Genomic DNA, 23,738 nt, shown 5'->3' with positions numbered 1-23,738 from the left:
CCCCGACCCGGTGTCAGGATTCACCGCGTCACCCCTCACCGCGTCACCCCCTGGCTCCGCCCCTGACGCCCGGTGAACTCCCCCACAGGACAAGGACCGCAGTGCGCCTTCGCATATCGCACACCACCCTCGTGGCCGGCGTGGTCGCCGGCTGCGCCACCGCCGCGACCCTGCTCCCGGTCTCGGCGTTCGCCGCCCCGGCCCCGGCCGCGCCCGCCCGGGCCGCCGCCTCCCCCGCCTCCGCCGCCGTCCCGCAGCCGCTCGGCCCCACGGTGGCGACCACGTCGGACGCACCCGCCCCGGTCGCCGCCCCGCTGCCGCCCGCCCTGCTCGGCCAGGTGGTGATGGGTCAGCCCGCGGGCACGGCCTACCAGACCGCACCCCGGCCGGCCAGGCCCGCGAACAGCGCCCCGGCCGCGAAGCCCGCCGCGCGGTCGGCGCTCGCCGCACCGGGTGGCGCGACCGCCGCGGACGCGCAGAGCTGTACCCCGGCCGACTTCGGCAGCCGCAGCGGCGCCGACCTGGTCGCCTTCCTCAAGTCCTCGACCACGGACTGCGTCAACACGCTGTTCAACGTCACCGGCACCGATGCGGGCAACATCTTCAAGCAGGCGAAGATGCTCACCGTGGCCAACGCCTTCCAGACCCTGGCGGCCGGCTACAGCGGTGACAACTCGTCCTCGATCCTGCAGTTGGTGCTCTTCCTGCGGGCCGGCTACTACGTCCAGTCCTACAACGCCGGCTCGGTCGGCAGCTACGACTCGACCCTCACCAACGCCACCAAGGCCGCGCTGGACGCCTTCTTCGCGAGCGCCCACCGGGGCGACGTCAGCGACGCCAACGGCACGGTGCTCAAGGAGGTGCTGATCCTCACCGACAGCGCCAACCTCCAGGCCAAGTACCTGAACGTCTACCAGCAGGTGCTGAGCGGGTACAACAACGCGTACAACACCTTCCCCAAGATGGTCAACGCGGTCAACGCGGTGCTCTCCTCGCCGCTGTGGCGGGCCAACTGGAACCCGGACTTCGTCGCTGCGGTCAGCGCCGACCCGGGCATCGCCACCGTGCTCGGGCGGTTCGCGCTCGACCACCAGGACCTGCTCGGCGGCCCGAACGCCTTCCTGGACACCAACGCGGGCAACGACCTGGCCCGGATGGCCGGCGACAACGCCACCATCGAGGCCGCGGCCAAACCGCTGGTCAAGCAGGTGCTCGACGCCAGCCAGATCCTCGGCCGCACCGGCCCGCTGTACGTCCACACCGCCTACCAGGCGAACGCCTTCGACCCCGGGCAGTGCTCGTACTACAAGACCTGCGACCTGACCGCGAAGCTCACCGCGGCCGTGCTGCCGAACCAGCTGGTCTGCGACAACCGCACCATCGTCACCGAGGCGCTCTCCCCCGCCGACCTGGCCGCGGTCTGCACCAGCCTGCGCGGCGAGGACTCGTTCTTCCACAGCCTCGTCAAGGACAGCGGCCCGGTCCCGAACCAGTACAACAAGACCATCACGCTGGCGGTCTTCGCCAACCAGGCCGACTACCTGACCTACTCCTGGGCGATCTACGGCAACTCCACCGACAACGGCGGCCAGACCGTGATGGACCCGACCGACCCCAACAACCAGGCCGTGTCGGTGATGTACCAGAAGTCGTGGAACGACAGCTTCCCCGCCAACGTGTGGAACCTCAACCACGAGTACACCCACTACCTCGACGGCATCTACGACATGAAGGGCAACTTCGGGGCCGAGATCTCCGTGCCCGACATCTGGTGGATCGAGGGCGTCGCCGAGTACGAGTCGTACGCCTACCGGGGCCTGACCGACACCCAGGCGATGTCCGAGGCGGCCAAGCACACCTACAAGCTCAGCACCATCTTCCAGAACACCTACGGCAACTCGGACTCGACCCGGGTCTACCCGTGGGGGTACCTCGCCGTCCGGTACATGTTCGAGAAGCACCCCGCCGACATCTACGCCATGCTCGGCCACTTCCGCACCGGTGACTACGCCGGCGGCTACGCGGTGTACAACTCCCTCGGCACCCGCTACGACGCCGACTTCGACAGCTGGCTGACGGCCTGCGCCGCCGGCGCCTGCTTCGCCGCGGGCCCGACCGCGCTGTTCGACCAGTCGGTGAGCGGCGGCACCGTCACGCTGTCCGACACCTCGGTGCAGACCGGGCCCGGCCGGATCACCTCCTGGCACTGGACCTTCGGCGACGGCAGCTCCTCCGACCTGCGCAACCCGTCCCACACCTACGCGGCCGCCGGCACCTACACCGTCGCGCTGACCGTCACCGACGACACCGGCCGCAGCGCCTCCACCCCGACCTCCGTCACCGTGACCAGCGGCGGCCCGGCCACCCTGCCCACCTGCACCGACCAGCGGGCCGACGCGATGGGCCAGAACTGCTCGCGGACGGGCCGCGCCGCGACCGCCGGAAACCTCGACTACCTGTACATCTACCTGCCCGCGGGCACCAGCACCCTGAAGGTCACGACCTCCGGCGGCACCGGCACCGCGGCCCTGTACTACAACGCGGACACCTGGGCCTCGCCGAAGGCCTTCACCGCCTCCTCGACCGCGCCCGGCACCACCCAGTCCCTCACCGTCACCAACCCGACGGCGGGCTACCGCTACCTCAGCCTGTACGCCGTCACCGACTTCAGCGGCGTCACCATCAGCACCCACTTCTGACACTGACCCCGCCCACCCGGGCGGTCACGGGCACCCTCCGGCGCCCGTGACCGCCCGTCGGCCGTTCCCGGCCGCCCGCAGCCGCCCGCGGCCGACGGACCGGACCGGCCGCCACCGGTCAGTGCGTTCCCCGCGGCAGCGCCCAGCCCGGCACCCAGGTCCCGGGGGCGCCGTGGCCGCCCGGCGCGGCGGCGAGGTGGGCGCGGAGGGTGGCCAGTGCCGGGTGGGGGTTGTCCCGGTGCCAGAGCAGCGAGTGCGGGTAGACGGGGGTCGGGTCGGTCACCGGGATCCGCCGCAGGCCGTGGCCGTGGCCGTGGTCGGCGGGCCCGGCATCGGCGGGGGCGTCTCCCGGCGGCAGCCTGGGCAGGGTCCGCGCGCCGACGAGGGTGGCCAGCGCCGGGGTGTCGGCGATGGTGTCGAGGAGCGCGTCGGAGCCGAAGTTGGGGCCGGTCGCCTCGATGGTGAGGCCGAACGCGGCGGCGAGGTCGTCGTAGTAGGCGGCCCACTCGGTACCGGGCACGATGCCGGGCATCCAGATCCGGTGCCCGGCCAGCCCGGCGACGGTCACCGACCGGGCGCCGGCGAGCGCGTGGGCGGGACCGACGAGCAGTTCGAGCGGCTCGTCCAGCACCCGGACGGCTTCGACGTCCTCGGGAAGCGGCCGGCCCGGCACGGCGACGGCGCGGAAGGACGCGTCGATCGCACCGGACCGGATCGCGTCGACGGCCGTCCCCACGTCGAACAGCATCACCACGTCGAGGTCCACCTCGGGGTGCGCCCGGTGGAAGCCGCGCAGCAGGCCCGACGACGCGATGCGCGAGGCGATCACGTCGACCCGCAGCGGACGCCCGCCGCCGCGGACGGATGCCACCGCGCGCTCGGCGACCCGCAGCAGCTCCCGGGCGTGGGGCAGGAACGCCTGTCCGTCGATGGTGAGTTCGGCGCCGCGCGGGGTGCGGGTGAACAGCCGGACGCCGAGCCCGCGCTCCAGGGCCGCGATGCGTTTGGAGACGGCCTGCTGGGTGACGGCCAGCTCGGCGGCCGCCTGCTGGAACTGCCCCGCGTCGGCGGCCGCCACGAAGGTCCGGACGGTGTCGAGGTCCATGCCGCCAGCCTAGGGGTACAACCGGTGGTTGTGGCACGCCCGTGCGGCGGTTGTTTGACCACGGCGGACCCCGCTCGCTTTGATGCTCCAGGCCTTGGACCGGACCTCGGATCGGGCCGCGGACCGGACCGTGGACCGGGCTCGTGCGGCCGAGCAGCGAGGGGGTGTCGGGGATGGGCGGCGGACAGCGGCCGGGGCCGCGGTTCGGGTGGCTGCGGGGCGCGTACGCGTGCAGCGAGCTCGGTACCTGGCTCGCCTTCGGCGCGTTCCCGCTGATCGCCGTCCGCGTGCTGCACGCCGGCCCGGCCGGGGTCGCCGCGATCTCCTGCGCGGGGGCCGCGGTGGGGGCGGCCGTGGCGGTGCCGCTCGGCCCGTGGGTGGAGTTCCGCCGCAAGCGGCCGGTGATGGTCGCGATGGATCTGGTCCGGGCGGCGGCGCTGCTGACCATCCCCGCCGCGTACGCGCTCGGCATGCTCACCTTCGTCCAGCTCCTGCTGGTCCCGGTCGTCGTGGCAGCGGCCGACATCACCTTCCGGGCTGCCTCGGGTGCCTACCTCAAGACGGTGCTCCCGACCGGCGAACTGCTCGTCGCCAACGCCCGGTTCGAGTCCACCTCCTGGCTCGCCACGATCATCGGTCCGCCGCTCGGCGGCGCGGCGACCGGTCTGCTCGGCCCGGTGGCGACCGTGGCCGCCGACGCGGCCAGCTACCTGCTCTCCGCCCTGGGGATCCGCGCCACGGGCGGCACCGAACCGCCGCCCGTGCGCCGGACGTCCGGGCGCCCGCGGGCGGCGGACCTGCTCGAGGGCTGGCGGTTCGTCCTCGGCGACGCGGCGCTGCGCCCGCTGCTGGTCAACACCGCACTGTTCAACGGTCTGGTGATGGCCACCGAGCCGCTGCTGGCCGTGCTGATGCTCGGCCGGCTCGGGTTCACGCCGTGGCAGTACGGTCTCGCCTTCGCCGCGCCGTCGGTCGGCGGGCTGCTCGGCGCACGGCTGGCCCGTCCCCTGGCCGACCGCTTCGGGCAGCTCCGGGTCCTGGTCGCGGCGGGGACGCTGCGCGCGCTGTGGCCTGTCGGCCTGGTCCTCCTCGGGCCGGGCGCCACCGGGCTGCTGCTGGTGGCCGGGGTCGAGTTCGGGCTCATCTTCTGCTGTGCGGTCTTCAACCCCGTCCACGCCACCTACCGCCTCCGACGCACCCCGGCGGACCGGGTCACCCGCGCGCTCTCCGCCTGGGCCGTGACGACCAAGGCCTCGACCGCGGTCCTGACGGCCGTCTGGGGCGCGCTCGGTGCCCTGCTCGGCCCGCGGACGGCCATCGGCCTGGCCGGGGTGCTGCTGCTGGCGACCCCGCTGCTGCTTCCCCGCCGTACCTCGCCACCGCTCCCCGAACCGGATCCGGCACCGGCGCCGGCCCGCGCCTGACGGGGCGGCCGCGGGCCGGGCGGACCGGGGCGGGCCGGCGCGGGCCGGGAGCCGGGGTGCCGGGTGCCCTCAGGTGCCGAGCGCGGCGGCGGTGCGGGTGAGCCGCGCCTCGATGCCTTCCAGGGCCCGTAGGACGGCGGCCTGTTCCTCGTCGGTGCTGTCCCCGACGGTGGCCTCCTCGAGCTGGCGCCAGAGCTGCTCGACCTCCGTGCGCAGGGCCTGGCTGGCCGGGGTGGCCTCGATCAGGGAGGCGCGCCGGTCGTCCGCGCACGGGGACCGCCGGACGAAGCCGGCGTGTTCGAGGCGGCGGATGGTGCGGGTCATGGTGGCGGCGTCGGAGTCCAGCAGGCGGACGAGGTCGACCTGCCGCTGCGGTCCGAGTTCCCAGAGCTGCATCATCACCAGCTCCTGGCCGGGGTGGAGGCCGACGCGGCGCAGCAGCTGTCCGGCGATCATGCGGTGGGTGCGGGCCACCCGGAAGATCGCGTGGCTGATGGGCCCCCCGGCGGCGGCCGCGGGCAGCGCGACGCCCCCGCTCCCGGGGGCCGTGGAGCAGCCATCCGGACCGGCTGTGGATTCCGCCATGGCCTGATCACTCCCGTTCTCGGCGAATACTGCCCGAGCAACGATACCTGGTCGGCGTTGGGATCTCACCTGCTCAGCCGCCGCCCACCAGCCATTCTCCGCCCGGACCGGACTCTTCGCGGGCCGCCGGGGCAGAAGTCGGGTCGCTTGCGGGAATGCTGCGGCTGCTTTTACTGTTCGAACAGGTAACTCGGTCGGGGGCCTCACAGGGACCCGACCGACCCGACCGGCGGGGCCGTTCCCGGCCCCTTGCCACACCCACCACCCGGAAGGCTCGATCATGACCACCGCTTTCGACCCGATCGTCCTGGGCGGCCGCCGCCTGGCCAGCCGCGTCGTGATGGCGCCGATGACCCGCAGCCGCGCCTTCGGCCCCGGCGCCGAGCCCACCGAGCTGATGGCGACGTACTACGCCCAGCGTGCGACGGCCGGCCTGATCGTCACCGAGGGCATCCAGCCCTCGCCGGTCGGCCAGGGCTACCCCGACACCCCCGGCCTGCACACGCCCGGCCAGGTGGCCGCCTGGCGGACGGTGACCGACGCCGTGCACCGCGAGGGCGGCGTGATCTTCGCCCAGCTGATGCACACCGGCCGGATCGGCCACCCCGACCTGCTGCCCGACGGGCTGGTACCGGTGGCGCCGTCGGCGGTGGCCGCCGAGGGCCAGGTCTTCACCCACCAGGGGCCGAAGGACTTCGTGACACCGAAGGAGCTGAGCGAGGCGGAGATCCGGCAGACCGTCACCGACTTCGCCGACGCCGCCCGCAACGCGATCGAGGCCGGGTTCGACGGCGTGGAGATCCACGGCGCCAACGGCTACCTGATCCACCAGTTCCTCGCCCCGAACACCAACCGGCGCACCGACGCGTGGGGCGGCGGCACCGATGGCCGGATCCGCTTCGCCGTCGAGGTGGTCACCGCCGTGGCCGAGGCGATCGGCAGCGACCGGGTGGGCCTGCGGATCTCGCCCGGGAACCCCTACAACGGCATCACCGAGAACGGGCCCGCCGAGGTCTACGAGGCGCTGATCGAGCGGCTGGCCGGGCTGGACCTGGCGTACCTGCACCTGCTGGAGGGGCCGGACCGCGACCTGACCGCCCGGCTGCGCAAGGCCTGGCCCGGCGCGTTCGTGCTGAACCCGTTCACCCACCCCGCTGCCACCGGCCCCGAGGCCCTGACGCTGATCGAGGACGGGACCGCGGACCTGATCGCGTACGGCGCGCTGTTCCTCGCCAACCCCGACCTGCCGGCCCGCCTCGCCGCCGGGGGCCCGTTCAACACCCCGGACGCCGCCACCTTCTACGGCGGCGACCACCGGGGCTACACCGACTACCCGTCCCTCGCGGGCTGACCCGGGCCGCCGCAGCGACGCCGCATCCGCCCGCTCGCAGTCCGCAGGCAGTCCGCATGCAGTCCGCATGCCGTCCGCATCCACTCAGGTGCGATGCCGGGACTGATGCCGGGAGCCCACGGCCTGCCGCCGGGGCACCCCGCCTCCGCGACCCCATCCTGGTGATGTGGATCACTTCCGGCCCGCATCCCCTCCCCTTTTGGAGTTCCCCATGTCCAACGCGATCACCTATTCGAGCTACGGCGGCCCCGACGTGCTCACCCTGACCGAGGTCGACGCCCCCGAGCCCGGGCCGGGCCAGGTGCGGGTCAAGGTCCGGGCGGCCTCCGTCAACCCGCTCGACCTGAAGCTCCGCTCCGGCCTGATGGCCTCGGTCCGGCCGGCGCAGTTCCCGGTGCGGCCGGGCTTCGACGTGGCCGGCGTCGTCGACCGGGCCGGGGAGGGCGCCGGCGCCGCGGTCGGCGATGAGATCTTCGGCGGCGCGGTGGGCGGCGGCTACGCCGAGTACGCCCTGGTGGACCGGCCGGTGCAGAAGCCCGCGCAGGTCCCCTTCGAGACCGCGGCCGCGCTGGTGACCGTCGGCGAGACCGCCTACCGCGGCCTGCACCTGCTGGGCGCGGAACCGGGCGAGACCCTGCTGGTCCACGGTGGCGGCGGCAGCGTCGGCATCATCGCGGTCCAGCTGGCCGTCGCCCGCGGCATCACGGTCGTCACCACGGCCGGCGAGGACGACCTCGGGCGGCTCACCGGGCTCGGCGCCGTCGCCGTCCGCTACGGCGACGGCTGGGCGGACCGGGTGCGGGCCGCCGCGCCGCAGGGCGTGGACCGGGTGTTCGACACCTCCGGCGCGGGCGTGCTGGCCGAGTCCGTCGCCCTCACCGGTGACGCGGCCCGGGTGATCACCATCGCCGACATGTCGGCCGCCGAGCACGGGGTGCGGTTCACCAGCGGCGGCCCGGCCGAACGCTTCGAGCAGGCGCTGCCCGAGCTGGCAGCTCTCGCCGCGGCCGGAAAGCTCGACCTCCCGATCGGCGCCACCTACCCCCTCGCCGAGGCCGCCCGCGCCCACGCCGACATCGAGTCCCGCCGGGTCCGCGGCAAGGTCGTCCTGCTGCCCTGACCCCGGGCCGCCGGCCCGTCGCCCTCTCAGTCCACGGGCTCCTCGAACAGCGCGTTCGCCAGTGCGAGCAGCTCGGCCAGGCCGAGCTGCGGCACGGTCCACCGGTTGCGCTGCGCGTGGGCGACGAACCGCGGATCGAGCGCGACGTGGTAGCGCTCGACGTAGTGGGCGAGGTCCGAGTACCAGAACCACTGCCCGTCCGTCAGCAGTTGCAGCCCGCCGATCACCGTGCCGGCCGGGCCGAGCACGTCGTGCACGATGCTCGTTGTGGCGGCCACGACCGCCCCTCGGCGCAGGTATCCGGTCACCTCACCTTCGAGGGGTGCCGCCTGCGCGCGCACGGCCGACCGGAGCGACGGGCCGTCCGGTCGGCCGTGCAGCAGCTCCCGGAACTCGCCCACGCCGGCCGGCCACTCCGGCACCGGGCCCTGCGCGAGCGCCTGCCCGACGAGCGCCCGCACCTCCTCGTCCTGGAGGATCCGCCGGTAGCCGCCGAGGTTCGACAGGCGGCGCTCCGACTTCTGCACGGCCACCAGGGCGGCTCGGACGGCGGCGCCGGTCTCGCCGGACCGGAGTACGCCGTGGAGCGCGTCACGGAAGCGGTCGAAGTCCTCACCCCCGGCCGCGACCGCCAGGACGGACTCCGCCACGGACCCGGCGGCCGGCTCCGCCGGGTCCCCGCTCGGCCGCGGGGCGGTCGCCGCGCCCGGCAGCTCCCCGCCCCACGCCGTCAGCACCGCGACGAAGGCACTGGTCGCACCGCCACGGGCCCCGCCCTGCCGGATCGCCTCCAGCAGCTCGGGCAGCAGGACATCCGCGTGCGTACGCAGCGGGATCAGCACATCCACGATCTCCGGCCGCCCGGGTTCCTCGAGGCAGAACGGGACGAACTCATCCTCGCCCTGGGCGCGCAGCTGCCCGACCAGCCCCGGCAGCGCGCGCGGGTCGTCCATCCGGGCCAGCGCCCACCGGGCGGCCTCGCCCACCGTTCCGACCAGGTCCACCGGGGCCCCCCTGTCGTCGAGCAGTTCGGCCAGCCGGTCCGCGTACGGCGTTGCCACCGGCCCCAGCGCCGCGAGCAGGCTCGCGGCCCGGAAGCGGACGCCCCCGTCCGGGGCGTCCAGCAGAGCACCCGCCACCGGCAGCGCCGCGGACGCCGCACCCCGCCACTCGGTGACCAGCTCCCACAAGGCGTCCAGCGCTTCCCGGCACAGGGCGGTGTCCCCGGCCCGGTCCGCCCGTTCGGCCAGCCGGACCACTAAGGCCAGCTTCGTCTCCGGGGCGTGGTCCAACCGCCGGACGATCCAGCGGAGCACGTTCTCACGGCTGCACGGCTCGTCCACGCCCGGCGCGAACCAGACGCCCGCGAACCGCGGCTGCACCACGGGGTCGGAGAACACCTCCACCAAACGGTCAAGTTGACGCACCGGCAGGTCGCGGTCCAGGTCGGCGCAGGCGTACACGGCGGCGACCCACAGCACCGGATCGTCGCCCGCCAACACGTCCGCCAGCACCGCGCGCACCGCACGTACGGAGCCGGCGGCGTCGTCCGTTCTCCCGTCCCCGCCGCCGTCCTGCGCCTCGGCCGCGGCCCCGCCGAGAGCGAGCACCAGCGCAACCCGGACCGACCGGTCCGTCTCCACCCGCCACCGCTCCAGCAGCCGGGCGGCCGGCCGCGCGAGCGGGAGTGCCGCGCGCCGCACCGCGGGGTCCGGATCCGCGAGCAGGGCCAGCGCCGGCTCCCAGTCGCCTGCCGCCCGGCCCTGGGCTCCGATGGCGCCCAACAGGTCGACCAGGGCGAGGCGCGCACCCATGGCGGGGTCCGCGGCGAGGGCGAGGACGAACGGCAGGGCCACCGGCAGGGCGGACGGTGTCGCGCACCCGTCCGCGGCGGCGAGGGAGTACAGCGGGTCGCAGTCCCGCTCCACGGCCTGCGCCCCGGCGACGGCGAGCCTGCGCAGCGCGCTCGGCACGTCCTCGACCGGACACGCCGGGTTCCCGGTTTCGAGTCCGTTCCAGACCACGGCGTCCAGCGCCGCCAGGAATTCCTTGGTCACCACGCCGCGCCCACCGCTCCGCCGTCCCGCCGTCCCGCCCGTCGGCGGCCATCATCCAGGGCGCGGTCCCGTCCTGTCCTGCGGATTTGGACGCGGCGCTCAGGACAGCGCGAGGTCCCGGGCCTGGGCCGGTGCGGTGGCGGGCGCCAGCAGGGCGAAGGCGGAGTCCAGGCAGGCATCGGTGCGGGACGGATCCGGGTCGGCCTTGCGCATGATCTGCAGGCCCTGGACCAGGGTCACCAGCAGGTGGGCGGCCTCGGCGGGGCTGACGGTGGGCGAGAGCTCGCCGCTCAGCCGGGCCCGGTCGAGCTGGGCCGCGAACGTCTCCTCCGCCTTGCGCAGGCTGCGCCGTGCGAGCTCGGCAACCTCCTGGTCGTTCGGCAGCAGCTCCGCGATGCTGTTGACGCTGAAGCATCCCGAGCCGCTGCAGAACGAGTCGGTCTGCAGCAGCCGCTCGAACAGCCGGCGCAGCTGCGGGAGGGCGGGGCTGCGGTCGTCGAAGGACGAGGCGAGGAGCTCGTCCTGGCGGCCGAGGTAGCGGCCGAGGGCCAGCAGGAACAGCCGGTGCTTGTCGCCGAACGCGGCGTAGATCGAGCCCCGGCCCAGCCCCAGCTCGTCCACCAGGTCGTTCATGGTGGTGGCCTCGTAGCCCTTGCGCCAGAACAGGAGCATCGCCCGGTCCAGGATCGCCTCTTCGTCGAACGTGCGCGGTCGTCCCATGGGTCCAACGCTACCCAACGCGGGAGCCGGAAGCAGCACGTATTTGACCTGACGTTCCAGAATCGCTAAGTTCTGGAACGTAAGGTCCAATACTCCCCGCCACCGGGACCCGTCAGGAGCTGTGAGTCGTGAAGGTCGAGATCTACTCGGATGTCGTGTGCCCGTGGTGCTACATCGGCAAGCGCCGGTTCGAGAAGGCCCTGGCGGCGTTCCCCGGAGCGGCGGACGTCGAGGTGGTCTTCCGTCCGTTCCAGCTCAACCCCGGTGCCTCCCCGGTCGGCGAGCCGTCCGCCCAGGTCTACGAGCGCAAGTTCGGGCGGCCGGCCCGGACCATCTTCGGCCCGCTGACCGAGGCGGCGGCCGCCGAGGGCATCACCTTCCGGATGGACGACGCCATCGCCACCAACACCTTCGAGGCGCACCGGCTGATCTGGTTCGCCGGGCAGCACGGTCGCCCCGGCCGGGCCGGTCAGCAGCAGAGCGCGGTGAAGGAGGGCCTGCTGGCCCACTACTTCACCGACGGCGGCCACCTCGGCGACCATGCGGCCCTCACGGAGATCGCCGTGGCGGCCGGTCTGGACCGGGCCGAGGTCGCGGCCTTCCTCGCCTCGCGGGACGGCGTCGACGAGGTCCGCGCCGAACTCGGCGAGGCCGGGCAGCTGGGCATCACCTCGGTACCCACCTTCGTCTTCGACGGGGAGGTCGCCGTCGCGGGCGCCCAGAGCCCGGAACTGCTCCTCGAAGTCATGACCAAGGTCGCCGCCGGAACCGCGACGGCACCCGCCGACGCGTAACCGGCCCGCGCACCTCCCCCTCCTCAACGCACCTCCCCTCCTCAACTCGCCCTCCGCACACGCAAGGAACGCACCATGAAGGCAGTGACCATCAGCAGCTACGGCCCCGTCGCCGAGACCGTGACGATCGGCGACGTCCCCGCTCCCGCGGTGGGACCGCGCGACGTCCTGATCGAGGCCCGGGCCGCCGGGGTCAACCCGATCGACCACCTGATCGTCAAGGGCTTCATGCAGCCCGAGGGCCTGGCACACACCCGTGTGCTCGGCAACGAGGTCGCCGGGGTGGTCGCCGCCGTCGGCGAGGCCGTCACCGCCTTCGCGGTGGGCGACGAGGTCTTCACGCGGGTCGACCCCCGGGTGGGTGCGGCCTTCGCCGAGTTCGTGGCCGTGGACGAGTCGCTGGTGGCGGCCAAGCCCGCCGCCATGTCCTTCGAGGAGGCCGCCTCGCTGCCGCTGGTGGCACTGACGGCGTGGCAGGCGCTGACCGAGCAGAGCCGGCTGCTGGCCGGGCAGCGGGTGCTGATCCACGCCGGTGCGGGCGGGGTCGGGGCCGCGGCCGTCCAGATCGCCAAGCACCTCGGCGCCGAGGTCGTGACCACCGTCAGCCCGGACAGCGTCGAGCTGGTCCGGTCGCTCGGCGCCGACCAGGTGGTCGACTACCGCAACGAGAAGTTCGACGAGGTCGTCGAGCCGGTCGACGTGGTCCTCGACACCGTGGGCGGCGAGACCCAGGACCGGTCCTTCCCGCTGCTCAAGCCGGGCGGCACGCTGGTGTCGATCGTCTTCATCCAGGACGCCGAGGCCAAGAAGGCCCGCTGGGGCGTCGAGGCGAACGCCTTCATGATGCGCCCGGACGGCGCCCAGCTCGCCCGGATCGCCGAGCTGGTGACCTCGGGCGAACTGCGGCCCGTCGTCCGGACGGTCCTCCCGCTGGAGCGCGCGGTGGACGCCCTCACCGAGGTGGAGCGCGGCCGCGCCCGCGGCCGGACGGTCCTCAGCATCGCTTCCTGAACCGGTCGCGAGGCAGCGCGTCCTGAGGCAGCGCGTGCTGAGGCAGCGCGTGCTGAGGCAGCGCGTGCCGAGGACGTGGTGGTCGGCGCCTACGTGGCCGGGCCGGTCCCTCCGCCGTCCGCGTAGGCGTCCTCCAGTGCCTGGATGTCGATCTTCTGCATCCGGAGCATCGCCGCCATCACCCGCTGGGCCCCGGCCGGATCCGGGGCGCCCAGCAGCTCGGTCAGCCGTCGGGGGGTGATCTGCCAGGACAGCCCGTACCTGTCCTTCAGCCACCCGCAGTCGCTCTCGCGCCCGCCGTCGGTGAGGGCGGCCCACAGGCGGTCGACCTCCGCCTGGTCGTCACAGTTGACCTGGAGCGAGATCGCCTCCGTGAACGGGAACAGCGGGCCGCCGTTGAGCCCGGTGTACCGCTGCCCGGCGAGTTCGAACAGCACCGTCATCACCGAGCCCGCTGCACCGGGGCCCGTCTCCCCGTACCGCTGCACCTCGAGGATCCGGGAGTCCCGGAACAGCGAGGTGTAGAACTGCGCGGCCTCCTCGGCCTGGTGGTCGAACCACAGGAATGTGGTGATCTTCTGCGCCGGCATTGCCCGTCCTCCAGCTCTCGGTCCCTGCCGACGACGGTAGGACCCGCGGTCCGCCCGGGCGCCGCAGCCACGCCGTACCGCCCGGCGCCGCACTGCCCCCGCACTGCCCCCGCACCGCACCGCGCGGGGCCGCTGCGGACGTCCGGGCGGCGCCTCAGGCGGTCCGGGTCGCGCGACGGCCGGACCACGAGCCGGCGTACCCGGCCGTCGCGGCGGCCGCCGTGGCCGACGCGCCGCCCGCCAGGGATCCCAGCACGGGGTTGACCCAGCCGGGGACCGTCTCGACCCTGTGGCACACCGTGCTCAGCGGCAGCGTGCCGGACGAGTCGGGGAATTCGCGGTAACCGGTCAGCGCCATACAGGACTTGTCCGGGTACAGACCCGGCGAGAAGGCCGCCCAGGCACCGGCGAACGACAGCGCCGCCGCGACGGCGAGCAAGGCGCTCGACACCGCCAACGGCTTCACCGCCCGGGGTACCGGGCGCCGCACCGCCGCACGCATCCGCGCACGCAACCGCCCGGCGGCGAACACGGCCGCCCCCGCCCCGACGGGCATCACCAGCACCAGCACCCCGTACCAAGTCACACGCCATCGTCGCACCCGCACCACCCGCGAAGATCACCGCCACCCGGCCCGCCGGGGTCGGGCGGATCAGCCGGAATCAGCCGGGATCAGCCGGCGGCGACAGCATCGGGGGCGGCGGCGGCCGGGCGGTCGAGGAGGACGAGTTCGTCCTCGGACAGGCGCAGGGCGCCCGCGGCGATGTTCTCGGCCAGGTGCGCCGGGTTGCTGGTGCCCGGGATGGCGAGCACGTGGCGGCCCCGGTGCAGGGTCCAGGCGAGCCGTACCTGCGCCGCCGTCGCACCGTGGGCGCGGGCGATCGCGAGCACCCGGGCATCCTGCTCCGGGGCTGCGGCGGCCTCGCTCCGCAGCCCCGACACGGCGAAGAACGGGACGAAGGCGATGCCGTGCTCCCGGCACAGGTCCACCAGCCCGTTCTGGTCGGCGTGGCGCCGGTCCAGACCGTAGGCGTTCTGGACGCAGACCACTGGTGCGATCGTCCGCGCCTCGGTGACATGCTCCGGCCGGACGTTGGAGAGCCCGAGGTGCCGGACCAGACCGGCCTCGCGCAGGTCGGCGAGGGCGCCGAAGTGCTCGGCGATCGAGTCGGTTCCGGGGCCGTTGCGCCGCAGGTTCACCACGTCCAGGCAGTCCCGGCCGAGCTGGCGGAGGTTCTCCTCGACCTGGCCGCGCAGCTGGTCGGGGCGGGCCATGGTCTGCCACTCGCCGCAGGGGGTGCGCCCCGGGCCCACCTTGGTCACCACGACCACGTCCGCGGGCCAGGTGGACAGCGCCCGGTTGATGATCTCGTTCGCGGAACGCAGCGGCGAGAAGTAGAAGGCCGCTGTGTCGACGTGGTCGACGCCCTGCTCGAACGCGCTGTGCAGCAGCCGGACGGCGGTGGCGCGGTCGACCGGGGCACCGTCGGAGTTCCCCATCATGCCGTTGCCGGTCAGCCGCATCGCGCCGTAGCCGATCCGGTTCACCTCCAGGTCCCCGAGCCGCCAAGTCCCTGCCGCCGCTGCTGCGCTCATCGTGCTCCTCCGCCTCGACCGTCGTTCCGTCAGGGTCCGGAGTATGCGGTGCCCGCCGGGCGCCGCGACAGGGCCGCGGGCCGGGTGAAAGATCACATCCGGATCGGGAACGAACCGTCACCGGCCGCCCGTTGGACCTGCCGAGCGGTCGTCGCCGAGACGGGTCCCCGCCGTCGCGGGTCTAGGGGGTGGGGATGGCCAGCAGCAGGCCGCCGTCGAGCCGCTCCTGCATGTGGCGGCCGTGCCCGGCGCAGACCAGCGCCGTGCCGCCCATCGTGTCCAGCGCCAGGTAGGCCCCGGGCTCCCCGCACGGGCCCTGCGACCGGTCGTACCCCCAGCGGGCCCCGCACTCCGCGCACCAGGAGCGGCCGCCCTCCGCGCACAGGGTCGGCCCGCAGCTCGGGCAGATCCCCCACCACGCGGTGCACGCCCCCGACCACTGCGCGGCCCGGACCCGGGCCAGGCTATCGGCCGCCGTCCCGATCCGCTGCGCCGTCTGCTGGAGGGCGTCGTCCACCGCACCGGGCAGCGATCCCCGTACGCCGCGTGGCAGGCCGGACTGCTTCAGGCGCTCACGCATCGCGCCGACGTCCCGCGCCAGCGCGTACGCACGCGCCTGAAGCTCCCGAAGCTCCGCCGGAGTCGGCTCGCAGCCGCCGCCGGCGCCACCAGTGTCCGCGTACACGCCCATCACCCCCGGAACAGCACCCCGCACACGCAAGGTGCTCGTACATCTGTTCGGCACACCGTCGTCGCCGGTGGCCGTTCACACGAAACGTCGTGATCAAACCATGATGGTCGTGTGTCGACAAGAGACCTTCGTCACTCCGTGCACGCCCACGCGCGCCCACCGCGACCGAAGCCCCGCCGCCGACCACGTGCCGCATCGGCCCCAGGACCGGGATCCGCCGGGCCACGAGGGCGGCGGAGCACCTCGGGCGGTGCGGTCGGCGGCGGGCGAAATCGCGGGTGGCATCACCGGACGACGCGTTGACGCGGCCGGGCCGGGCCTGCCCCCGGCGGTGGCGGCCCAGGGCGGCGGAGAGGGCAGGATTCGAACCTGCGTGGGCACCCGAAGGCACCCGATCCGGACCCGAAGGCCCTGGTCCCCGATCAACCACTCCGGGCACCTCTCCCAGCTCCCGGCCCCGGCCTCACTCCCCGGCGCCGTTCACGAGCACCACTCTGCCCGCGACCGCTGACCCCGCTCTGACCTGCACCTGACCGCGGCCCGGCCTGCCCTGCCGCGTCCGGCGCCCCGCCCGTCCGCTCCCCTATGCCGTGGGGCGGTGCCGCAGGGTGTCGTCCAGCCAGTCGTAGATGCGGGCGAGGGCGAGCCGCTGGGCGCCGGCCTGGCAGTGGGCGTCGGCGCCCTCCTCGGCGGTGAACTCCAGCAGGGTCCTCGGGCAGGTGAGGTGGTCGTGGAGCTGCCGGGCCTGGCCGGCGAAGAAGATGTCCTCGACCGCCTCGCAGACCAGCGTCGGGCAGGTGATCCGTTCGGCGATGCCGTCGCGCAGGTGGTAGTCGAGGTAGGCGGCGCCGAAGCTGCGCGGGGTCGGGGCGCCCATCACGTACATGCCCTGTTCCATGGCCCAGCGCAGGACCGGGTTTCCGGCCATCAACTGGGCCAGCCGGGCGTCGAGTTCGGGGTCGGAGTCGGCGCGCAGGCGGCGCTCGGTCTCCGCGCGGTCGCCGGGGATGACGTTGGTGATGGCCTGGCCGAGGTCGTAGACGCCGTCGAGGGCGACCACCGCGGCCAGCCGGTGTTCGAACGCGGCCGCGCGCGGCGCCAGCAGACCGCCCATGCTGTTGCCGAGCAGGGCGATCCGCTGCCCGTCGACCTCCGGCAGGGTCAGCGCGAAGTCGAGGACGGGGCCGACCACGTTCTCCCAGTCGGGGCGGAAGACCAGCCCGTCGCGGTGCAGCGGCCCCGGCTGTCCGGGTCCGTCGAAGACCAGCACGGTGTAGCCGCGTTCGACGCCGGCCATCGCCCCGAAGAAGTGCATCTCCTCCGCGGTGCCGTCGAAGCCGTTGTGCATCACCACGGTGGGCCGGGCGGTCCCGGAGGTGTCGGCCCGGTAGAGGTAGCCGGTCAGCGCGCCGCCCTCGTACGGGATGCGGACCGGCTCGATCTGCGGGGTGAACAGCGCGGCGGCCGTCCGGAAGCACTCGACGCTGCGGTCGTAGGCGTGGTGGTGGCGCAGGTCGGATGGGTTGCCGTGCAGGAAGAACTCGGCGGAGCGGTAGTAGTTCGACGCCCGCAGGAACCCGTCCCGCGCGCTGACCCGGTGACCCTCCGCCAGCGCCTTCCGGGCCTCGGCCGCGACCCGGTCGGCGGTGGCCAGCCACTCGTCGTGCCAGCTGTCGTAGTCGCCCTCCACGATGCGCAGGCCGGTAGCGACCACCTCGCCGAAGTCGGCCCCGCCGTAGGTGATGTGACCGAACGACCGCAGGGTCTCGTACCAGAACTGGGCGTCGCCCGGAAACAACAGCGGCTTCATGCTTGCTCCTTGGGATCGGGGATGCTCGGGACTCCCGGCACCTCGCGGATCCGCCGGGAGGTCCACGGCGCACAGCCTCGTCCGCAACGCTGTCCACAATCCAGGACCGGCCGGGCCCCCGGCCTGTCCACCCCTGCCCACCCTCGTCCACCGCCGCCCACCCTCGCCCGCCCCCGCCCGCCCCTGCCCACAGGCGCCCGCCCGCCGCCGGGTCCGTTCCCGGGCACGGCCGCTGCCGTGACCTCCTACCGGAGTCCGGGGCAGTCCGCCGCGACCCAGGTGGCAGTGATGTCGTTGCACGTGACGACGACCGACCCGGACCTGAAGGCCATCTCGTGGGTGCAGCCCTGGTCGTGGGGAAGGATCTCGTCGAGGATCAGCGTGCCGAGAGCGCCCCAGGTCGAGGGCTCGCCCGGGTTCTCGATCCTGACGTCGGTCACGCCCGTGTAGCGGATGACCAGATCCTCGTCGTGCTTCCAGCAGTTGTGGCGCAGATGGAGGACGAGGTCGTGACCGCCGTCCACGGCAGTGACCTGCTGGACCATCAGGTCCTTCACACAGCGTCTCCCGGTGAAGTCGTCGTGGTCCCGGTCCGCGGCGAACGCCCTGGCGCCCGAGGGCAGGCCCGTCGTCAGCGCCGGCAGGGCCTCGAGGTAGCGGCTCGGGTCGATGAGCCCCACGAGTTCGCCGGCTCGGCCATCGAGGTCGACATACTGCACCTGCTCGCTCCCACGGTGCTCCGGGGGCCGGCCGGTTCCGGCCCGACCCCAGGGTGTCATGCCGGCGCCTGGCAGAAGGCCGGGCACGTCGGTGTGGGGCGCTGCCATAGGGTGGTCCGATGTTCGATCAGCTTGAGATCAGGGTGCTTCCACCTGGGCGCCGGTTCCCCGCCCAGGTGCGGTTCTGGGTCAACGGCGAGGACGTCGTGGAGTCCGCCGTCGGCGCGGGAGGCCGTGGCCCGTACGCGGCCGATGTGCTGCCGGACGATGGCATCGGTCCCCTGCGTGCAACCGGCGAGCCGGTACGCGTGGAGCTGGGAGAGCCCGAGTGCACAGGCGGCTGCTGCGGCTTCCTGTCCATGGTCGTACAGCGGTTCGGGGGCGTCGTGCAGTGGTCGGACTGGGAGATTCCGCACCTGGAGACGGTACGGCCGCTGGCGCTTCACTTCGACGCCGACGAGTACGACGCCGAGCTGGCGCGCGCCGAGGCGGACCGATGGTGGCAGATCCACCCGTAGCCCGGCTTCGGCTCCGCACCCGGCCGACCAGAAACCGACGCTGACCACGCCGGTCGAGGTGGCCGGGCGCCGCTGGACTGTGGAGGAGACCTCCCGGTCCGCCGAACAACTGGCGGCGCTGGACGAGCATTTCAACGCCTCGCTGCCACAGAGCCCGATTCGCTCCTACTCCGCCACCGCTCCGCCGGGCCGTCCCAGCTGGTCGCGGCGCCGGGCCAGGTGGGCGGCCTCGGCGGTGTTGCCGGCCAGTTCGATGGCGCGGTCGTAGGCCGTTCGCGCCTGCTGTCCGCGGCCGAGGCGGCGCAGCAGGTCGGCGCGGGTCGCGTGGTAGGCGTGGTAGGTGGTCAGTTCGTCCTCGAGGGCGTCGACGATGGCCAGGGCCACCTGGGGGCCGTCGAGTTCGGCGACCGCGATGGCGCGGTTGAGGGCGACGATCGGTGAGCGGTCGAGGTGGGCGAGCTGGTCGTACAGGGCGAGGACCTGTGACCAGTCGGTGTCGGCCACGGCGGGGGCGGAGGTGTGCACGGCGTTGATCGCCGCGAGGAGCTGGTAGCGCCCGGGTGGCTCGCCGGTGGCCAGCCGCTCGCGGACCAGCCGGTGGCCCTCGGCGATCTGCGGCCGGTTCCAGGCCGTGCGGTCCTGGTCGCCGAGGGCGATCAGTTCGCCGCCGGGTGAGACGCGGGCGGCGCTGCGGGCCTCGGTGAGGAGCATCAGTGCCAGCAGCCCGGCCACCTCGCCGTCGTGCGGCAGCAGGTCGCGGAGCAGCCGAGTGAGCCGGATGGCCTCGGCGGTCAGGTCGTGCCGGACGGGATCGGTGTCCGGGCCGGTGGCCAGGTAGCCCTCGTTGTAGATCAGGAAGAGGACGGCGAGCAGGCCGGGGACGCGTGCGGGCAGGTCCGCCGCGGCCGGTACCCGGTACGGGATGCGGGCGGCTTTGATCTTGTTCTTGGCGCGGGTGATCCGCTGGCCCATGGTGCTCTCCTGCACCAGGAAGGCGCGGGCGATCTCGGCCACGGTCAGGCCGCCGACCATGCGCAGCGTCAGTGCGACGCGGGTCTCGGTGGCGAGCGCGGGGTGGCAGCAGGTGAAGATCAGCCGGAGCCGGTCGTCGTCGACGGGGCCGGGAGGCTCGGGCGGGGTGTCGTAGGACATCTGGGCCTCCTTCTGTCTGCCGTCGCGTCCCCGCTCGCGCCGGATCCGGTCGATGGCCTTGCGGTTGGCGGTCGTGGTCAGCCAGCCGCCGGGGTTGGGCGGTACGCCGTCGGCGGGCCAGTGTTCGACGGCGGTCGCGAACGCCTCGGCCGCCGCCTCCTCGGCGAGGTCGAGGTCGCCGAAGCGCCTGGTCAGGGCGGCCACCACCCGGGCCCACTCGTCGTGGTGGGCCCGGGTGAGCGCCTGCTGCACATGGGTGGCGTTCACAGGATCGGTCGGACCTCGATCCTGCGGTTGCAGGCCTTGGAGCCCTCGGTCGCGAGGGCGAGTGCCACGTCGAGGTCGGGGGCCTCGATGATCCAGAAGCCGGCGAGGTACTCCTTCGACTCCAGGTAGGGACCGTCGGTGATGATCGTCTTCTCGCCGCGGTTGTCGATCACCGTGGCCGTGTCGGGCTGTCCGAGGCCTCCGGCGAAGACCCAGTGGCCTTCGGTCTGCAGCCGGTCGTTGAACACGTCGATCGCGGCCATCTCGGCATCGGTGCCGAACGAGGGGCTGTCGTGGAGCACGGAAAACAGGTACTGCATCGCGGACATCTCCTGAGTCTCGGGGACGCCCCTGACGGGCGGCCGCTCACCTTCTCCACGAACGACTCCGGCCCGATCCGACACCACCGCCGGGATTTCTTCGAGGACCTTCCGCCGTGACACGCCCCGGGGCGTGCCCGGGGCACGCCTCAGAGCATTCGACAGGCCACCAGACGCAACTCCTTCGCGTTAAGCTGGGGCGTATGAATGCCAGAGCGACCACACGCCCCGGCGGGCGCAGCGCCCGCGTCCAGCAGTCCGTGCACCAGGCGGTGCGGGAACTGGAGGCGGAACTGGGGCGCGACGCGCTCACCGTGCCGCTGATCGCGGCGCGTGCGGGGGTCACGCCGTCGACGGTCTACCGGCGCTGGGGGGATCTGCGGGAGCTGCTGTCGGATGTGGCCGTCGAGCGGCTGCGCCCGGACACCCCGCCGGCCGACCACGGCGGGCTGCGGGCGGATCTGGAGGCGTGGGCGGTGCAGTTCGCGGAGGAGATGTCCTCGACGGCGGGCCGCACCTACATCCGTGACGCGCTGCTGGGCGACCCCGAGCAGGGCAACGCCGCCCGCTGCTCGGACTACGCCGCCGACCAGTTGAAGGCCATCGGGGTGCGGGCGGCCGGCCGGGGGGAGGCCGTGCCGGACGTGGAGAGCCTGCTGGACGTGGTGGTGGCGCCGCTGATGTACCGGATCCTGTTCCGGCCGTCGGACCTCTCCGCGGAGTTCACGGACCGCCTGGTGGCGACGGCGCTCGGCCGCGCCGCAGTCGCGCCCGCCGACCGGGAGCCGGAAGCTAAAAGCTAAGAATTTGCGTTTTGGGGTGGCGCGAGCCTAGAGTGCTTAATGCAAAGCATTCGCCTTAAGGCTCAGAGGTGCTTCCCATGTCCAGCGTCACCGCCCAGCCGTTCCGCTCCCGCCGCCTTCCCGTCCTGGGACGCCGCGCGGCGTTCCCGCTCCACGCCTCGATCCTGGTCGGCCTGCTGGCCGCCTCCAGCGCCCCGACCCCGCTCTACGCGGTGTACCAGGCGGCCTGGCACTTCTCGGCCATGACGCTCACGGTGGTGTTCAGCGCGTACGCGCTCGCCCTGCTGGTGGCTCTGCTGACCGCGGGCACGCTCTCGGACCACCTGGGACGGCGGCCGGTCCTCGCCGGGGCGCTGGTGGCACAGGCGCTGTCGATGGCCGCCTTCGCCACCGCCCAGGGGGTGTCCGCGCTGATCGCCGCCCGGATTCTGCAGGGACTGGCCACCGGTGTCGCCACCAGCGCCGCCGGAGCCGCCCTGCTGGACTTCGAGGACCCCGAACGGCCGGGCCGCGCGACCGCAGCCAACGGCATCACCCCGGTCGCCGGGATGGCGGCCGGGGTGCTCGCCGCCACCGCCCTCGTGCAGTACGCCCCTGCCCCGACCCACACCGTCTACCTGCTGCTGCTCGTCCTGTTCGGCGTCCAGGCGGCCGCGGTGCTGCTCACCCCCGAGACCGTGCGCCGCACGTCCGGCGCCTGGCGCTCCCTGCTCCCCGCCGTCACCGTCGCACCCGCCTCCCGCCCGGCCATGGCGCTCGCCGCGCCCGGGATCGTCGCGGCCTGGGCGCTGGGCGGCTTCTACTCCTCCCTCGGCCCCTCGCTGGCCCGCCTGATCGCCCCGGATGCCCCCCGCGCCACCGGCGGCCTGGTCTTCTTCACCCTGACGGCCGCCGCCGGCCTCGCCGGGCACGCCGCCCGGTCCCTGCCCGCCCGCGCGGTGAGCCTCGGCGGCAGCGCGCTCCTGATCCCCGGGGCGCTGCTGACCCTCAGCGGTCCGCACCTGCACAGCCTGTCCGCGCTGTTCGCCGGCACCGCACTGGCCGGTGCGGGCTTCGGCGCCGTCACCCAGGCCGCCCTGCGCCTGCTGCTCCCCCCGGCGGCCCCGGCCGAACGGGCCGGCACCCTGGCCGCCTACTACGTCCTCAGCTACCTGGCGATGAGCATCCCCGCCGTCCTCGCCGGACTGCTGACCAACCTGTACGGCCTGCAGACCGCCGTCTCGCTCTACGCCGTCACGGTCATCGCCCTCACCCTGGCCGGTCTCGCCCGCACCGCCCGTCGGCGGCCCGGCACCGCCTGACCGGCCCGCACCACCTGACCGGTCCCGTACATCCGTCCCAGCCCGTCCGTCCCAGCCAGCCCGCCCACCTCAGCCGCCCGCGCCACCCGAGAGGACCCACCATGAGCACCGCACCCGGCCAGACCGCCCCCGCCCCGACCACCCCCGTCACCACCGCCGGCTGGAGCCTCGGCGACATCGCCGTACGCCGTGTCGACGAGATCGAGCTGCCCCGCCAGACCGGGCCCTGGCTGCTGCCGGCCGCCACCAAGGAGGTGCTGGACGAGGCACCGTGGCTGCGCCCGGACTTCGCCGACGCCGAGGTCCCGCGGCTGGCCAGCCACAGCTTCGCGGTGTCGGCCGGCGGGCTGCGGATCATCGTGGACACCGGGATCGGCAACGACAAGACCCGCGCCAACCCGGCCTGGAACGGTCTGGGCACCGACTTCCTGGACCGCCTGACGGCGGCCGGCTTCCCGCCCGAGTCGGTGGACCTGGTGATCACCACGCACCTGCACACCGACCACGTCGGCTGGAACACCCGCCTGGTCGGCGGGGACTGGGTCCCCACCTTCCCCAACGCCCGCTACCTCACCAGCCGCACCGAGTGGGACCACTGGGCCGCCACCGACCTCGACGAGGCCCGCACCCAGATGTTCCGCGACTCCGTCCACCCCGTGCGCGACGCCGGGCAGTACGACGTGGTGGACGTGCCCGAGCAGGGCCACGAGGTGGCGCCCGGCGTCCTGCTGGTCCCGGCCCCGGGCCACACCCCGGGGCAGGTCGCCGTACAGCTGCGCGGCAGCGGCCGCCGGGCGCTGATCACCGGCGACAGCGTCCACCACCCGGTGCAGCTGTCCCACCCCCACGTGCACAGCTGCGTCGACATCGACCCGGCCGAGGCGATCCGCACCCGCGCCCGGCTGCTCGACGGCCTGGCGGACACCGACGACCTGCTCCTGGGCACCCACTTCCCGCAGCCCACGGCCGGGACCGTCCGCCGCCTGGACGGCCGCTACCGGCTGCACGCGGAGTTCGGCAGCGAGCTCTGACACCACGGCGGGCGGCGACGGGCGGCGGCCTCCGGGTCGCCGCCCGTCGCCGCACGCCCCCGGCCCGGGCCGGC

22 protein-coding genes and 1 tRNA gene are annotated in these 23,738 nt (G+C 73.8%); 10 read left to right on the top strand and 13 right to left on the bottom strand.

All coding sequences use genetic code 11. The annotated features are described in order from the left end of the window. The first annotated feature begins 101 nt into the window (after positions 1–101). Positions 102–2,699 carry a collagenase gene (locus tag AC2TEW_RS04260; protein WP_484621918.1) on the top strand — a complete coding sequence of 866 codons (2,598 nt, stop codon included), beginning with the start codon at positions 102–104 and terminating at the stop codon, positions 2,697–2,699. 118 nt (positions 2,700–2,817) lie between these two features. Here AC2TEW_RS04260 and AC2TEW_RS04255 read toward each other — a convergent pair whose 3' ends face one another. Then, a complete protein-coding gene (locus tag AC2TEW_RS04255) occupies positions 2,818–3,804 on the bottom strand; it encodes a LysR family transcriptional regulator (RefSeq protein WP_484621917.1) in 987 nt (328 codons plus the stop codon). A 173-nt stretch (positions 3,805–3,977) separates the two neighbouring features. On the opposite strand from AC2TEW_RS04255, the gene AC2TEW_RS04250 reads away from it, so the two are divergent. Further along, positions 3,978–5,228, top strand: coding sequence for an MFS transporter (locus AC2TEW_RS04250; RefSeq protein WP_484621916.1), 1,251 nt, complete (start codon positions 3,978–3,980; stop codon positions 5,226–5,228). A gap of 69 nt (positions 5,229–5,297) precedes the next feature. Here AC2TEW_RS04250 and AC2TEW_RS04245 read toward each other — a convergent pair whose 3' ends face one another. After that, a complete protein-coding gene (locus AC2TEW_RS04245) occupies positions 5,298–5,813 on the bottom strand; it encodes a MarR family winged helix-turn-helix transcriptional regulator (RefSeq protein WP_484621915.1) in 516 nt (171 codons plus the stop codon). 280 nt (positions 5,814–6,093) lie between these two features. On the opposite strand from AC2TEW_RS04245, the gene AC2TEW_RS04240 reads away from it, so the two are divergent. Together AC2TEW_RS04240 and AC2TEW_RS04235 are read left to right on the top strand one after the other, a co-directional pair. Beyond that, on the top strand, positions 6,094–7,164 hold the full coding sequence (locus AC2TEW_RS04240; protein ID WP_484621914.1) for an alkene reductase: 1,071 nt from the start codon (positions 6,094–6,096) through the stop codon (positions 7,162–7,164). Between the two features lie 211 nt (positions 7,165–7,375). Beyond that, complete coding sequence (locus AC2TEW_RS04235) at positions 7,376–8,284, top strand: NADP-dependent oxidoreductase (RefSeq protein WP_484621913.1); 909 nt, start codon at positions 7,376–7,378, stop codon at positions 8,282–8,284. A gap of 26 nt (positions 8,285–8,310) precedes the next feature. Here the strand turns inward: AC2TEW_RS04235 and AC2TEW_RS04230 are convergent, their stop codons facing one another. Continuing rightward, positions 8,311–10,344, bottom strand: coding sequence for a hypothetical protein (locus AC2TEW_RS04230; protein WP_484621912.1), 2,034 nt, complete (start codon positions 10,342–10,344; stop codon positions 8,311–8,313). Between the two features lie 96 nt (positions 10,345–10,440). Beyond that, positions 10,441–11,061 carry a TetR/AcrR family transcriptional regulator gene (locus tag AC2TEW_RS04225; RefSeq protein ID WP_484621911.1) on the bottom strand — a complete coding sequence of 207 codons (621 nt, stop codon included), beginning with the start codon at positions 11,059–11,061 and terminating at the stop codon, positions 10,441–10,443. Positions 11,062–11,189: 128 nt separating this feature from the next. On the opposite strand from AC2TEW_RS04225, the gene AC2TEW_RS04220 reads away from it, so the two are divergent. Together AC2TEW_RS04220 and AC2TEW_RS04215 are read left to right on the top strand one after the other, a co-directional pair. Next, positions 11,190–11,855, top strand: a complete 666-nt coding sequence (locus AC2TEW_RS04220) for a DsbA family oxidoreductase (RefSeq protein ID WP_484621910.1) — start codon at positions 11,190–11,192, stop codon at positions 11,853–11,855. 75 nt (positions 11,856–11,930) lie between these two features. Next, positions 11,931–12,866, top strand: a complete 936-nt coding sequence (locus tag AC2TEW_RS04215) for an NADP-dependent oxidoreductase (RefSeq protein ID WP_484621909.1) — start codon at positions 11,931–11,933, stop codon at positions 12,864–12,866. Positions 12,867–12,955: 89 nt separating this feature from the next. On the opposite strand, the gene AC2TEW_RS04210 is transcribed toward AC2TEW_RS04215, so the two are convergent. From AC2TEW_RS04210 to AC2TEW_RS04180, 7 genes are all read right to left on the bottom strand, one after another. Next, positions 12,956–13,456: a VOC family protein gene (locus AC2TEW_RS04210; RefSeq protein WP_484621908.1), complete on the bottom strand. Its 501-nt coding sequence runs from the start codon at positions 13,454–13,456 to the stop codon at positions 12,956–12,958. 154 nt (positions 13,457–13,610) lie between these two features. After that, positions 13,611–14,027 carry a hypothetical protein gene (locus AC2TEW_RS04205; protein WP_484621907.1) on the bottom strand — a complete coding sequence of 139 codons (417 nt, stop codon included), beginning with the start codon at positions 14,025–14,027 and terminating at the stop codon, positions 13,611–13,613. A 101-nt stretch (positions 14,028–14,128) separates the two neighbouring features. Then, positions 14,129–15,052: an oxidoreductase gene (locus AC2TEW_RS04200; protein WP_484621906.1), complete on the bottom strand. Its 924-nt coding sequence runs from the start codon at positions 15,050–15,052 to the stop codon at positions 14,129–14,131. Positions 15,053–15,233: 181 nt separating this feature from the next. Continuing rightward, positions 15,234–15,632, bottom strand: a complete 399-nt coding sequence (locus tag AC2TEW_RS04195; RefSeq protein ID WP_484621905.1) for a hypothetical protein — start codon at positions 15,630–15,632, stop codon at positions 15,234–15,236. Positions 15,633–16,091: 459 nt separating this feature from the next. After that, positions 16,092–16,188 (bottom strand) — tRNA-OTHER (locus AC2TEW_RS04190). A gap of 138 nt (positions 16,189–16,326) precedes the next feature. Continuing rightward, entirely contained in the window at positions 16,327–17,553 is a 1,227-nt protein-coding gene (locus tag AC2TEW_RS04185; RefSeq protein WP_484621904.1) for an alpha/beta hydrolase family protein, read from the bottom strand. A 245-nt stretch (positions 17,554–17,798) separates the two neighbouring features. After that, entirely contained in the window at positions 17,799–18,272 is a 474-nt protein-coding gene (locus AC2TEW_RS04180) for a hypothetical protein (RefSeq protein WP_484621903.1), read from the bottom strand. 119 nt (positions 18,273–18,391) lie between these two features. Here AC2TEW_RS04180 and AC2TEW_RS04175 point away from each other — a divergent pair, with 119 nt between their 5' ends. Next, positions 18,392–18,790, top strand: a complete 399-nt coding sequence (locus AC2TEW_RS04175; protein ID WP_484621902.1) for a hypothetical protein — start codon at positions 18,392–18,394, stop codon at positions 18,788–18,790. 165 nt (positions 18,791–18,955) lie between these two features. Here the strand turns inward: AC2TEW_RS04175 and AC2TEW_RS04170 are convergent, their stop codons facing one another. Both AC2TEW_RS04170 and AC2TEW_RS04165 read right to left on the bottom strand, forming a co-directional pair. Next, the gene (locus AC2TEW_RS04170; protein ID WP_484621901.1) at positions 18,956–20,209 is read right to left on the bottom strand and encodes an RNA polymerase sigma factor; all 1,254 of its coding nucleotides are present in this window, start codon (positions 20,207–20,209) and stop codon (positions 18,956–18,958) included. Next, positions 20,206–20,538 carry a YciI family protein gene (locus AC2TEW_RS04165; protein WP_484621900.1) on the bottom strand — a complete coding sequence of 111 codons (333 nt, stop codon included), beginning with the start codon at positions 20,536–20,538 and terminating at the stop codon, positions 20,206–20,208. The genes AC2TEW_RS04170 and AC2TEW_RS04165 overlap by 4 nt, the downstream gene beginning before the upstream one ends. 194 nt (positions 20,539–20,732) lie before the next feature. On the opposite strand from AC2TEW_RS04165, the gene AC2TEW_RS04160 reads away from it, so the two are divergent. From AC2TEW_RS04160 to AC2TEW_RS04150, 3 genes are all read left to right on the top strand, one after another. Then, positions 20,733–21,332 (top strand): TetR/AcrR family transcriptional regulator, encoded by a 600-nt coding sequence (locus tag AC2TEW_RS04160; protein WP_484621899.1) that lies wholly within the window; start codon positions 20,733–20,735, stop codon positions 21,330–21,332. Positions 21,333–21,409: 77 nt separating this feature from the next. After that, positions 21,410–22,633 carry an MFS transporter gene (locus tag AC2TEW_RS04155; protein WP_484621898.1) on the top strand — a complete coding sequence of 408 codons (1,224 nt, stop codon included), beginning with the start codon at positions 21,410–21,412 and terminating at the stop codon, positions 22,631–22,633. A 101-nt stretch (positions 22,634–22,734) separates the two neighbouring features. Beyond that, entirely contained in the window at positions 22,735–23,664 is a 930-nt protein-coding gene (locus AC2TEW_RS04150) for an MBL fold metallo-hydrolase (protein ID WP_484621897.1), read from the top strand. Positions 23,665–23,738: the final 74 nt, after the last annotated feature.

It is taken from the genome of Kitasatospora sp. NEAU-CNBT7 (assembly GCF_057220535.1).
This window is presented reverse-complemented; position numbering and strand designations above follow the sequence as displayed.

Coding starts and splice junctions, on each gene's coding strand:
- AC2TEW_RS04200 (WP_484621906.1), bottom strand. CDS start 15,052: ATGAGCGCAGCAGCGGCGGCAGGGACTTGGCGGCTCGGGGACCTGGAG.
- AC2TEW_RS04185 (WP_484621904.1), bottom strand. CDS start 17,553: ATGAAGCCGCTGTTGTTTCCGGGCGACGCCCAGTTCTGGTACGAGACC.
- AC2TEW_RS04245 (WP_484621915.1), bottom strand. CDS start 5,813: ATGGCGGAATCCACAGCCGGTCCGGATGGCTGCTCCACGGCCCCCGGG.
- AC2TEW_RS04240 (WP_484621914.1), top strand. CDS start 6,094: ATGACCACCGCTTTCGACCCGATCGTCCTGGGCGGCCGCCGCCTGGCC.
- AC2TEW_RS04215 (WP_484621909.1), top strand. CDS start 11,931: ATGAAGGCAGTGACCATCAGCAGCTACGGCCCCGTCGCCGAGACCGTG.
- AC2TEW_RS04175 (WP_484621902.1), top strand. CDS start 18,392: ATGTTCGATCAGCTTGAGATCAGGGTGCTTCCACCTGGGCGCCGGTTC.
- AC2TEW_RS04235 (WP_484621913.1), top strand. CDS start 7,376: ATGTCCAACGCGATCACCTATTCGAGCTACGGCGGCCCCGACGTGCTC.
- AC2TEW_RS04255 (WP_484621917.1), bottom strand. CDS start 3,804: ATGGACCTCGACACCGTCCGGACCTTCGTGGCGGCCGCCGACGCGGGG.
- AC2TEW_RS04250 (WP_484621916.1), top strand. CDS start 3,978: ATGGGCGGCGGACAGCGGCCGGGGCCGCGGTTCGGGTGGCTGCGGGGC.
- AC2TEW_RS04165 (WP_484621900.1), bottom strand. CDS start 20,538: ATGTCCGCGATGCAGTACCTGTTTTCCGTGCTCCACGACAGCCCCTCG.
- AC2TEW_RS04160 (WP_484621899.1), top strand. CDS start 20,733: ATGAATGCCAGAGCGACCACACGCCCCGGCGGGCGCAGCGCCCGCGTC.
- AC2TEW_RS04210 (WP_484621908.1), bottom strand. CDS start 13,456: ATGCCGGCGCAGAAGATCACCACATTCCTGTGGTTCGACCACCAGGCC.
- AC2TEW_RS04195 (WP_484621905.1), bottom strand. CDS start 15,632: ATGCGTGAGCGCCTGAAGCAGTCCGGCCTGCCACGCGGCGTACGGGGA.
- AC2TEW_RS04155 (WP_484621898.1), top strand. CDS start 21,410: ATGTCCAGCGTCACCGCCCAGCCGTTCCGCTCCCGCCGCCTTCCCGTC.
- AC2TEW_RS04150 (WP_484621897.1), top strand. CDS start 22,735: ATGAGCACCGCACCCGGCCAGACCGCCCCCGCCCCGACCACCCCCGTC.
- AC2TEW_RS04225 (WP_484621911.1), bottom strand. CDS start 11,061: ATGGGACGACCGCGCACGTTCGACGAAGAGGCGATCCTGGACCGGGCG.